Source organism: Herpetosiphon giganteus, assembly GCF_016907925.1.
Lineage (GTDB): Bacteria > Chloroflexota > Chloroflexia > Chloroflexales > Herpetosiphonaceae > Herpetosiphon > Herpetosiphon giganteus.
The window spans coordinates 1-12,218 of the sequence record NZ_JAFBCZ010000056.1; the positions used below are offsets into that span (position 1 = coordinate 1).

6 protein-coding genes are annotated in these 12,218 nt (G+C 49.1%); all 6 read left to right on the forward strand.

The window, feature by feature from the left end; genetic code table 11:
• Positions 1–157 precede the first annotated feature (157 nt).
• The 6 genes from JOD20_RS25755 to JOD20_RS26655 all read left to right on the forward strand — a co-directional run bounded on the left by JOD20_RS25755 (position 158) and on the right by JOD20_RS26655 (position 12,034).
• The gene (locus JOD20_RS25755; RefSeq protein ID WP_204758037.1) at positions 158–775 is read left to right on the forward strand and encodes a HEAT repeat domain-containing protein; all 618 of its coding nucleotides are present in this window, start codon (positions 158–160) and stop codon (positions 773–775) included.
• Between the two features lie 112 nt (positions 776–887).
• Complete coding sequence (locus tag JOD20_RS25760) at positions 888–3,254, forward strand: MBL fold metallo-hydrolase (protein WP_239584088.1); 2,367 nt, start codon at positions 888–890, stop codon at positions 3,252–3,254.
• Between the two features lie 334 nt (positions 3,255–3,588).
• A complete protein-coding gene (locus tag JOD20_RS25765) occupies positions 3,589–4,203 on the forward strand; it encodes a hypothetical protein (protein ID WP_204758038.1) in 615 nt (204 codons plus the stop codon).
• Between the two features lie 434 nt (positions 4,204–4,637).
• Positions 4,638–5,408 (forward strand): hypothetical protein, encoded by a 771-nt coding sequence (locus JOD20_RS25770; protein WP_204758039.1) that lies wholly within the window; start codon positions 4,638–4,640, stop codon positions 5,406–5,408.
• A gap of 140 nt (positions 5,409–5,548) precedes the next feature.
• On the forward strand, positions 5,549–6,694 hold the full coding sequence (locus JOD20_RS25775) for a restriction endonuclease (RefSeq protein WP_204758040.1): 1,146 nt from the start codon (positions 5,549–5,551) through the stop codon (positions 6,692–6,694).
• 204 nt (positions 6,695–6,898) lie between these two features.
• Positions 6,899–12,034: a CHAT domain-containing protein gene (locus tag JOD20_RS26655; RefSeq protein ID WP_239584089.1), complete on the forward strand. Its 5,136-nt coding sequence runs from the start codon at positions 6,899–6,901 to the stop codon at positions 12,032–12,034.
• Positions 12,035–12,218 lie beyond the last annotated feature (184 nt).

A 12,218-nucleotide genomic window follows, 5' to 3' on the forward strand; every position in this document is an offset into this window, starting at 1 on the left:
ACCAAGGGCGTGGCCTTGATGGCCTCTCGCCCACCGTCTATACGCAGCGGCTGCTCAACCCCATGGGTAGTGCAGAGGGTATTTGACCATTACAGTGGCTGATCGAATCGTTGCCATATCCCGATACCGAATACATTTCGCGATGAGGGATGAACGAATGCACCACCAAACGCTTGATGACCTTCTCCACCAGCTGGATCACGCTGATCTCTCGGTGCGGATGAATGCTGTTTTTACCCTTGGGGAACAGCGCGCACAGGAAGCGGTACCCATGTTGATCGCGCTGCTTGACAACGCGAATACCATAAAAAGCCCCATGTATGTGGAGGATTTTCAGGTCTTATCGCTGGCAAGCAGTGCGGCAATTGCGCTTGGGAAAATTGGCGATCCCAGGGCCATTCCATCCCTCGTAGCTGCCTATGAACAGGGGATGTTTTCTGCGCTCAAGGGTCTGGCGTGCTTTCCCGATGATATGGCGTTTATGGTGCTGCTCCGCGCATTTGAACAGGCGCAGCATCCGCATGTGGCGACACTCTTGGGCAGACGGGGCGATCGGCGGGCCGTTCCCGCGTTAATCGTGGCGATGGATAATCCTACCATACTAGTCCGCTTTTATACGGTACGCGCCTTAGGGCGCTTAGGCGATCCGCGGGCCATTGCGGCGCTTGAAGCGGTCACTGACGACCAACGGATTGTCAAGCATAACAAAACCATTGCGCAGGCCGTGCAGACCGCCCTCGCCCAGATTAAGGCACAGCATTCCCTTGATTCTTAAGCGAACGCGGGGATGGTCATCACAACAAGAGAGTGCGCCAATGTCGTACCATAAGAAGGTAGCAATTGATTCGTCGAATAATCAATTCCACTAAAATGAGCGGAGCTTCCCCATGATCAGTTTTCACCCCTTTGGCGGCGCACAAGAAGTCGGCGCGTCGTGTGGCATTCTCAAGCTGGGCATGCGCCATATCCTCGTCGATGCGGGCATGCGCCCCGCTGCGCGACCTGGCCAATCCCGCACACCCGACCTAGAAGCCCTCAAAGGTTTCCCGCTCGATGCGATCCTGATTACCCATGCGCATATTGACCACACGGGCTGTCTGCCGCTCGTGGCCAGCTTGTTCCCGACGGTGCCAATCTATGCGACCGAAAGCACGATCGCGCTGATGCGGATTTTGCTCTTGGATAGCGCGCGGATTATGGAACAAGAGCACCTCGCGCACGAACTGGAAACGCCCTTGTATGACCAAACGATGGTGACGGAAACCTTGGCACGGATTATTCCGGTGGCCTTTCACCAAGAACTGCGTCCCGTCGCGGCCAACCAAGAAATTGCCGTGACCTATTTGCCCGCAGGCCATATCCTCGGCGCGGGTATGCTCCACATCACCAGTCCATGGGGCAGTGTCCTGCATACGGGGGATATTTCGGTCGGCCATCACCGCACCATCACGGGCGTTGACCTCAACACGCTGCCGCAGGTCGACATGATGATTTGCGAGGGAACCTATGGCAACCGCAGCCACACCTCGCGCAAAGACCAAGAGCAAAACGTGGTGGCCACGATTCAGCAGGTGATTGGCCACGGTGGGCGGGTGCTGATTCCGGCCTTCGCCGTCGGGCGCGCCCAAGAGCTGATCCTGATCCTCAAAGCCTTTCGCACCTCCGGCGTGGTGTCGCCGGTGACGATCTATGTCGATGGGATGTGCAAGGCGGTGTGCGAAGCCTATCAGCAGCAATCGCATGACCTGCATCCGGCGCTGCAAAAGTTCTTGACGAATAGCCAGCGCCCACTGTTCGTTGATCCGACCTTTGGCGTGCTGGCCGTGCATCAGGGTATGCGCCCGCGCGTGATTCAGAGTGATGAGCCAGCGATTATCATCAGCACCTCCGGCATGCTCACGGGTGGGCCAGCACCGTTGTATGCGACCAAATTAGCCCAAGACAAACGCAATGCGATCATCTTCACGGGCTATCAGGACGAAGAATCACCTGGCGCGGCGATGCTCAAAGCGACCCAGGGCGGGACGATCACGCTGAATGGCCAACGGGTGACGCTGGGCTGTCCGGTCTATCGCTATGGCTTGTCCGGCCATGCCGATCTGGGCCAACTGGAACAGGTGATCCGGCTCGTGCAGCCGCAGCAATTGGTCTTAGTCCATGGTGATCGTGATGCGCTCAGTCACCTTGCGGCGCGCTTCAAAAAACTGGCGGTGGCCATTCCCGCTGCGGGCGATGTCGTGACCCTGACCCGCCGTGCGCCAACCCTCAGTGTTCAGGCGGGGCAACGGGTGACTATGCCTGTATCGACTCCGGTGGTCGTCGAGCCGCTGGCCGAACCAACGCCGCCGAAGCCTGCGCCCACGTTGGCCGACTTGTACACGATTGCCACGGCGAATGGCATTCCGGCGCGCCCATGGACAGCGATTGAACTGGGCGCGGCCTGGTATGGCAGGGCCTATCAGCCGACCTTGCGGCCCATCGTCGAGGGGGTATTAAGTGTCGCGCGCAGCCACTTCCGCACCAAGCGCCTCGGCAGCCAAACCGTGTTTACGCCGCGTCCGGTGCTAGAGAGTGGTGAGCCAAATCTGGCCCCACCACCCACACCGCAGCCGGATGATCGCTGGGATGTGGTGCCGATTGGCCAAATTGTGCTGGTGCTTGGCTCGGCGGCCCCACCGGATCGGGTGCAACTGGGGTTGATTACGGGCGAGCCAACGGGCAGCACCGTGCCGCTCGTGGTTGAGGCATGGAAAAGTCCAAGCCAAGTGCGCGATACCATTCAGGGGGTCACACCCATGAATCGGCTGGAGTGGGTAGGGCTTGAGCATTCGGAGATTCAAGCACACTTGAAAGCGCTGCGGGCGACGGTCGATGCGATTCCGATTGATGTCCTCAAACTCTGGCAAGCCCAAAATGGCCAGCCTGCGCGGCTGGAAACGCTGATGGCTGCGGCTCCGACCCTTGAGGAACAGGTGGCCACGGGCATCACGCTGATGCGGCGCGGCTTGCTCGTCTGGAAACGTGACGGCTCGCGCTGGATACCCAAGCCCTTCGATACCCTGAATGATCAAGCGCTGATTATGCGGCACTTGGATCTGATCACGCAGATCGGGGCAACGGTCACGCATACCAAGGATGGCCGCACGGGCACGCTCACGGGGCAGGGTGGCTGGTTGCAGGTCGAGGTACAATGGGATTCGGGCACGGTGGAGTTGGTCAAGGATGGGCTGGTGAGAGTGGGGGAGTATAAATAGTAGAATGTTGTTATGTTTAGTGTTGACAAGAGCAGAACCAAAATGTAGAATATATGGACAATTCAATATCAGTATGTAAAGTATCAGGGTAGGTAATACATAATCCAAGGTGTTTGGGATGAATGATATTAATCTTATCTTTTTCCTAAACAATTAATGACTAACCCAATCTAGTGGTAGCATTATTAATAGTGGATATGATGTATTAATTTTATACCTAAACTCTAGTAAGTAAGAGCCATGCGAAGATTAGACTTCGTGGTGGCTTTTTTATTACTCTTTATCTTTCTTAAGGGAGCCTATGGGCTAAAGTAAGTAATGGAGGTACTATTCAATGGACGTGTATCGCGATCTTAAAGTCTATGGTACTCAGAAACAGCTTGACAACTTTATAAGTCACCTCAAATCGAACTTAAGCGCTGGATGGGATTTCGTCAAGACATCGCAAGATACTGATAGTACTATGTACGAATTTTTGTATCAAGGCAATAAAACGCTCCCATCAGTAAAACTCTGGATGACGGATCATGAAGCTGATACTCTCTATGTCAACAATGTCCTTCCGATAGTTGGGAATGAACTTTTACAGGTCGACTATAATCGAATTGTGGAAAATTTTTATCAAACTAATGTATCGCCAATAGCAACAGAGCTAGGTTTGCAATCCATCTTAACGCCTGATCAAAAAACATTGGATGATTGGCTATCTATGGACACTGCGGCTAAATTACGACAATTTTCTAATTTGGCAAATAAATCAGGTCTTCATCCTTTAGATCAAAAACGGTGGTTTGCTTTTCTTGTGGCTGTTCATCAGGAACATACTGAATTTAATGCCACAATATTACACCACTGGCTAGCAGAAAACGGATGGCCCGAAGAACAGATGTGGAAACTCGTTCTTGAGTATGAATTTGCTCAAGAATTACTAGATTTTATTAAATATTAATCATACTCTTGCACCATCAGCTATCGGTAGGCTCTGTCTAATACTGCAAGTCCATACTGTATGCCGTCGCAAGAACCTCAGTTGATAGACTGATCGAGGCAGTATTTTGATGATTCTTTCGTCTAGGCTGGTGTCTAAGACTTCGTTATGAAGACTTCGGGAATTATCAGACAGAACCTAGTATTCATCTAGATTAGGTTCTATCTGATAATTCAAAACCACACTGTACACCAAAAGCAAATCTGAATTAATTGGCGGATTGGCAGCATTAGTGGTAGTTTTTCATGTCCAATGGTAATGATATAGGTCTTTCCAAAGCTGCTCCAAGAGTTATCAGACAGAACCTAATACAGAGTAGGTAGACTCATTAATCATAATTAATGAGTCAATCCTAGCGATATACATCCTAGTTTGGACTTTTACAAGGACTGTTTATGACTATCATCAAGCAACAATCATTAAGCCAAATTAATAGAATAAAATCAGATATTTCGAAGGTACTAATTATTCATTACTCTTGTGAAAGCTTTTATGATAGACCAGCAGGATATTCACCTCGTATTTCTTCGATAGCCATAAAAAATTTCTCTTCAAGACAAACGCATTCATTTTCTATTCATAGGATTGCAGAATTTGAAAAAGTATCAAAAGATGAGATTGAAGAGCATTATGATACTTTAGAAAGAAAGATGCTTGATGAATTTTTTATTTTCATAAAAAATAACAAAGAAAACATTTATGTTCATTGGAATATGAGAGATGAAAATTATGGGTTTCAAGCTATCTATCGAAGATATAAATTTCTAGGAGGAAAGCCTATTATAATAAGTGAGAATCAGTTAATAGATTTATCCCACACTCTTATAAACATCTATGGTAGCGATTATATAGGACATCCAAGAATTGAGAAATTGATTGAAAAAAATAAAATTAGTAAAAAGAATTTTTTAACAGGACAGCAGGAAGCTGATGCCTTTAAAGACAAAGAATATAATAAATTACACTTATCAACTTTATATAAAGTTGATTTATTTGCTAATATCTTAGTGAAATACTTTGAAGGAAAATTAAAAACTAATAATTCATCATTGTTGTTTAAGGCTAAGGAACTAAGAGAAACTCCAATTTTTCAAGTACTCGAAATTATTGCTGCTATAGGAGGAGTTGTAGGTTTTATAATTCTTATAATAAATTGGCTTTTTTGATCCTATAGGATAACATCTTAAAGATGATTATTATACTGTTTTTACATCGTTATAGGAAACAATCTTAAATTATTCAAATATGATAAGCTCTTAGATCGTTATATATGATAATGACGCTATTCATATTCAAAGGTGTAAAGATGAACAAAAGAAAAAAACAGAACACGGTACAAAGGACTAGCGATTCGAAGGTAAAGGGCCGTATCGTAGAAATGATTGTGGCCTCAATGCATGATTTGCCCAATGTCCGCGTTGAGCAAAACGTTCGCGTCCCAACAGCAAATGGAGATGGCCGCAAGCGAGAGATAGATGTTCTTCTCAGGGCGAATATTGCTGGCTATCCCATCCGTATCGCCGTTGAATGTAAGAACTATAAAAACGTTATTGATGTTCCTTATATTGATGCATTTATAGGGAAACTTAATGATATAGGAATTCCGGTTCAACAAGGAATTTATGTTTCTGCTAAAGGATTTACTGATGGAGCAAAAAAGCGAGCACAAAGCGTGGGAATGCGATTACTCATATTAACAGGTCTAACCGCAAATAGACTAGAGGCTGAGATTTTTGATGCAATCCAATCTATTGTCTACCTACTACTTGAAATTGATAGAATTGAGATTATTAATAACGTTGATGATATTCATAATTCATTTAACTTGCTTTTTCTCTATGATCAAACAGGAAAGATATACACATCATTCCCAGATAGTTTATGGGAGGAGTGGATTAATGATCGCTTGCCTTTGGAAATTGGATCATATGAATATTCTATCCACGTTTCTTCAGAACTCCAACACTTAGTGGATGGGAAGTTTGAGCCAGTTATCTCTGCAAAACTCTTTTTCCGAATTGTTGGCCTTGTTTTAAATAGGTCAGGGCATGCTACACAACATGCTCTCATTGATAGTATTCAGAATACTATTGAGAAATTCAATACAAAAGTAGTCTTTGATTCAACGCCCAGACAATATATCTTAGATATATACAATACTGAAGCCGACCTACAAACATTTCTTGCACATCGTCAAGGCGTATTTCGAGTAACGGTGGAACGCATAAAGATACCACGAATTAAGTTTCAGCACATGTATTGGCCAATGAGCGAACGGGTATTTCGGGTTCTTCGTGATCATGCCCAAAAAAGCCTGGAGACAGGAGAGTTGAAGCCTCTCACAATCGAGGAATTACAAGCATTAGAAGGGAATGCCATTGAACGAGCCTGGGAGCCAATCATTCCGTCGCATCCAGCATTGAATCGGATGGAATTATCAGAGGAAGTATAAATCAAGAATTGTATAGAATCACCATTTTCTTCAGTATCATTATGGTACAGATAGAATGAAATTCTAGCCGAAGAATTTCATTCTACAATGAATTATTGACATAATAATAAATCGTCAGCAAGTGCTTGCATCGTGGCCATTGCTTTGCTAGGATAAGACATCACCACCAATCACACAGCGCCAGCAGGCCGAGGATTTGCCACGATGAGCAGTGCCTTTGCATCCTTCCATCTCACCATTGCCGCCCCTCACGGGGATCGCTATCCTGTGACTGCCCGCACTCAAGCGGGCCATGAGGTCAGCGAAGATCTGCTGCTGCCGCTTGATGATCCGACGCTGATCGTCTACCAGACAGCGCTCGATTATCACACACCGATTGACGAATCCGTTGTGATCGCGGTTGGCCAACTCCTGTACCAAACCCTGTTTCAAGGAGCGATTGCCGAAGCCTTTGCCACGGCGCGCACCCACGCCGACCAACACACAGTGGCGTTGCGTATCCATTTGGCGATTGATACCGATACCCGCCTGAGCGCAGCTGCCGTCCTACCTTGGGAATTAATGGCCACCGCTGCGGGTCGACCCCTCATGCTGGAGCATGCGCTGGTTCGCACCGTTCCTTGGAATGATCCGATCCCTGATTTGGGTATTCCTCCTGGCGAACGTATCCGCCTCGCCGTGACCTCGGCCTTACCTACGGAGTTGGCAAACCACCCGATTGCGGCGGAAGCCGAAGTTGAAATCATCCGTGCTGCCATCACGCACAGTTCACGGCCAATCGATCTCATCGAAGTCCCCCATCTCACGCGCGAGCGATTGACCGATCTGCTGACGAACCAGCGACCGCACATCGTGCATCATATCGGCCATGGCAGCATCCAACGGGGGATGGGCTACCTCGACATCGAACGCGCCGACCAGTCGCGGGATCGGCTCTCGGCCCGCCAGTTCAGCACCATACTCCATCAGTCGGGTGTACAGCTGGTGGTCCTGAATGCCTGCCATAGCAGCAGCACTGGCGAGAGCCTGCTTACGAGCTTTGCCCCCATTTTTATTACGGATCGCATTCCCTCCGTGATTGGCATGCAAGCCGCAATCCTGAATCGTACCGGACACTGCTTTACGAACGCCTTCTATGCCACCTTGGGCACGGGCGGATCAATTGATGCCAGCCTGATTGCGGCTCGCAAGGCGATTCATGCCGATGGCCATGCGCATGGGGCATGGGGGTTTCCAACCCTGTATAGTCGGGTTCCGCATGGCCAGCTATGGCAGACAAAGGATGCCGATCATACCAGTCATTCATCTGAACCAACGGTGATCCAAAACACGATAGAATCAGTGCAAGCCTCCCATTCTAATGTCTTGATCGGCAATCAGATTATCGGCAATGTCTATCAACATACTGGGATTCCTGAAGCGGCATTAAAAGCGTCACTTGCGGCACTCGAACAGGAAAAAACGCGGGATCGGATTCGGCATGCGGCCCAGCAAAGCGAGAGCGATTGGCTCTTGAATCTGCGACTTCAAGGCTTCGTCGGTCGGGTCAACGAATTGGTAGCGATCCGCGAGCACATTGCAATGATGCGACCCACGGGGGGCTATGTCTTGATCACGGCAGCACCAGGCGAAGGCAAGAGCAGCATCATTGCAAAAATGGTTCAGGAAGCGGGAATTGCGCAGCCACCGCATCACTTTATTGCCCTCACGACAGGCCCCGCGTATCAATTAAGGTTATTGCAAACGGTCGTAGCCCAACTGATTCTCAAACATAATCTCTCAGGAGCATTCGGTCTCAGAGATCATATTCAACTATTAAAAGGAGAATTTTTTCGCCTGCTTGACTATCTCTCGAAACAAGGGATCGAGGAAACGATCTATCTGGATGGGCTTGATCAATTGCAACTGGAGAGTGACGGCTCGCGAGACTTGTCGTTTCTGCCCCCGCAACCGCCGCCAGGTATCGTGATCGTGCTTGGCTCACGACCTAATGAAACCTTGAAACCGCTGGAGATTGTGCATCGGGTTGATTATCCCTTACCACGATTGAGTGAAGGGGATGCGTTCGAGATCTGGAGTGAAGTCCAGCCGAGCATAGCGGATGGCCTCTTGCATGACCTCTATCGGGTACTAAATGGCAATGCCCTGTTTGTCCAATTGGCGGCCAATACGATGCGCGAGCAATCCGTAGTCGATGCGACCAGTTTGATTCAAGAGATTAAACAGAATCCAAGCAATCTCTTTGGGATTACGCTCGATCAGGTTAAAAATCGTTCTGAGGTACGTTGGCCATCGATTTGGCGACCGATGGTGGCGCTCTTGGTGGTTACGCAAGAGTCATTGCTCATAAACGTGATCGGGCGGTTCTTAGGACAACCACGGGCCGTGATTCAGGATGCCGTAAGGGTGATGGGGAGCCTTGTCAGCCAAGGAGGTGATCAACGCGTTGACTTTCATCACCTGCTGTTTCGTGAATATGTCCAGATCCATGAGTTTGATGTGGAGGAGCTTCGAGATGTCCATCAACGGTGGGCCGACTGGTGTGCCAGTGATCTCAATGCCATTTGGACGGATCATGGTGATGCGATAGAGCAGGAACGACGGGTCTATGCACGACATCACTACATCACCCATCTGGCGTTGGCAGAAAACTGGCCGATGCTCTGGCACGTCTTGGATGAGGGCGACTATGGCGAACAGAAAACCCGCTTTGATCCGAGTACCCGACTCTATGCCTTGGATTTAGATCGCGGACGCGAGAGTGCGATAAACGCTGGGCAATCAGTTGACAAACATATTCAAAACCTACCACGCTTGTGGAAGTATAGCCTCTTACGAACGAGTTTAACCAGCCGCCTTGATCAGTGGCCCAACGATCTGTTTGAGGTCTTGGCAATGCTTGGTCATACACAGGAGGCATTGGAACGGATTGAGCTTCTTTCGAGCACCGATAAGCAGATATCTTGTTGGCTCAAAACTCTTCCATGGTGCAATACGCGACAACAACAATCCGTTATCCTACGATTGAATGAGGTAAGCAGACACCTTTCAAGCCGTGACAAAATTTTTGCACTTTGTGCTGCTGCAGAAGCCACAGCCATCTGTGGTCAGCGAGAACACGCGTTGGCGATTCTCAATACAGCCCTAAACATCGCTTACTCCATTGACAGTCCATGGTCACATGGCAGTGCTCTCTGTACCATTGCCGAAGCCCTTGTCGCCCAAGGCCATATCGATCGTGCCCTGACCCTTGCCCATTCCATTGACGAGCTATGGCTACGTAACAGTGCTCTCTGTACCATTGCCGAAGCCCTTGCCACCCAAGGCAATATTGATCGTGCCCTGACCCTTGCCCATTCCATGGACAATCCAGAGCAGCGGGCCAAATCCTTCGCTGCCATTGCAAAGGCTACAGCCGCTGGTGGTCAACAAGAACACGCGTTAGTGATTCTTGATACAGCCCTTCCTATCATCAATTCCAGTGATTTTCGAGAACAGCGTGACGCTGCTCTGTGTATCATTGCCGAAGCAACAGCCACTCAGCGTCACATAGACCGTGCTCTAGCTCTCGCTCAAACCATTGACGATCCAACGCAGCGTGCCAAATCCTTCGCTGCCATTGCAAAGGTCACGGCCACTGGTGGCCAGCAAGAACACGCATTAGCAATTCTCAATACATCCCTGACCATCGCCCATGCCATTGATGATCCAGCGCAGCGTGCCAAATCCTTCGCTGCCATTGCAAAGGTCACGGCCACTGGTGGCCAGCAAGAACACGCATTAGCGATTCTCAATACGTCCCTGATCATCGTCCGTACCATTGACAATCCAGAGCAGCGTGCCAAGACTTTCGCTACTATCACCGAAGCCACGGCCATTCAGGGCGATATTGATCGTGCTCTAGCCCTCGCCCAAACCATTGACAACCTAGAGCAGCGTGCCAAGACTTTCGCTACTATCACCGAAGCCACGGCCATTCAGGGCGATATTGATCGTGCTCTAGCCCTCGCCCAAACCATTGACAACCTAGAGCAGCGTGCCAAGACTTTCGCTACTATTGCAAAAGCCACGGCCATTCAGGGCGACATCGACCATGCCCTGACCATCGCCCAAACCATTGACAACCTAGAGCAGCGTGCCAAGACTTTCGCTACTATTGCAAAAGCCACGGCCATTCAGGGCGACATCGACCATGCCCTGACCATCGTCCATTCCATTGACAATCCAGAGGAACGTATTATTGGCCTTCGTACTATCACCGAAGCCACGGCCACTCAGGGCGATATTGATCGTGCTCTAGCCCTCGCCCAAACCATTGACGATCCAGCGCAGCGTGCCAAGACTTTCGCTACTATTGCAAAAGCCGCGGCCATTCAGGGCGACATCGACCATGCCCTGACCATCGCCCATTCCATTGACGAGCTAGGGCTACGTAACAACGCTCTCTGTACCATTGCCGAAGCCCTTGCCATCCAAGGCAATATTGACCACGCCCTGACCATCGTCCATTCCATTGACGAGCTAGGGCTACGTAACAACGCTCTCTGTACCATTGCCGAAGCCCTTGTCACCCAAGGCAATATTGATCGTGCCCTGACCATCGTCCATTCCATTGACGAGCTAGGGCAGCGTGACGATGCTTTCTATATCATTGCCGAAGCCCTTGCCACGCAAGGCAATATTGATTGTGCCCTGACCATCGTCCATTCCATTGACGAGCTAGGGCAGCGTGACAATGCTTTCTATATCATTGCCGAAGCCCTTGCCACGCAAGGCAATATTGATCGTGCCCTGACCATCGTCCATTCCATTGACGAGCTAGGGCAGCGTGACGATGCTTTCTGTATCATTGCATACCACATTGCTATCCAGGGCCATATTGACCATGCCCTGGTAATTGCCCATTCCATTGACGATCCAGAGAAACGTATCGTTACCATCTCTACCATTGCATACCACATTGCCGCCCAGGGCAATATCGACCGCGCCCTCAACATCGCCCAATATATTGATGATTCATGGCAACATTACAGCGATCTTTCTATCATTGCACATGCCATTATCAACTATGGAGATATCGACCGTGCTTTGAACATCATCCAATCCATTGTCCATCCAGAGCAACGTGCTAAGGCCTATAACATGATTCTTCAAAAAACTCAATCTGTCACAGACGTTTTAACAATCATTCAGCATGCATGGTTTCGGAGCACAGTATCTAAAGATTTATGGGTAATGACGGCAATTCTGGCTCCATTGCTGAAAGACTATTCATGGCTTGGAACAGCGATTCGGAAAGAAGAGGGGTGGGTGAATACGCAGTTGAAACGGCTAGGGTAGAATGGAGACAGAGTACTGCTTATGAGATCAGGTATGTCAAGGGCTAACTTGGATACAAACAGGGTCATTAGTTCTGATTTGTTCAGCAAATCAGCCCCTATCGCTAATCAATTTTTGCCATCTTCTATGTGAAGTACTAAATGAACGGATTAATTGCTCACCGAATTAATCCGTTCATCCTCGC

What these genes read in the sequence shown, in the direction of transcription:
- JOD20_RS25755 (WP_204758037.1), top strand. Translation starts at nt 158, where the DNA reads ATGCACCACCAAACGCTTGATGACCTTCTCCACCAGCTGGATCACGCT.
- JOD20_RS25760 (WP_239584088.1), top strand. Translation starts at nt 888, where the DNA reads ATGATCAGTTTTCACCCCTTTGGCGGCGCACAAGAAGTCGGCGCGTCG.
- JOD20_RS25765 (WP_204758038.1), top strand. Translation starts at nt 3,589, where the DNA reads ATGGACGTGTATCGCGATCTTAAAGTCTATGGTACTCAGAAACAGCTT.
- JOD20_RS25770 (WP_204758039.1), top strand. Translation starts at nt 4,638, where the DNA reads ATGACTATCATCAAGCAACAATCATTAAGCCAAATTAATAGAATAAAA.
- JOD20_RS25775 (WP_204758040.1), top strand. Translation starts at nt 5,549, where the DNA reads ATGAACAAAAGAAAAAAACAGAACACGGTACAAAGGACTAGCGATTCG.
- JOD20_RS26655 (WP_239584089.1), top strand. Translation starts at nt 6,899, where the DNA reads ATGAGCAGTGCCTTTGCATCCTTCCATCTCACCATTGCCGCCCCTCAC.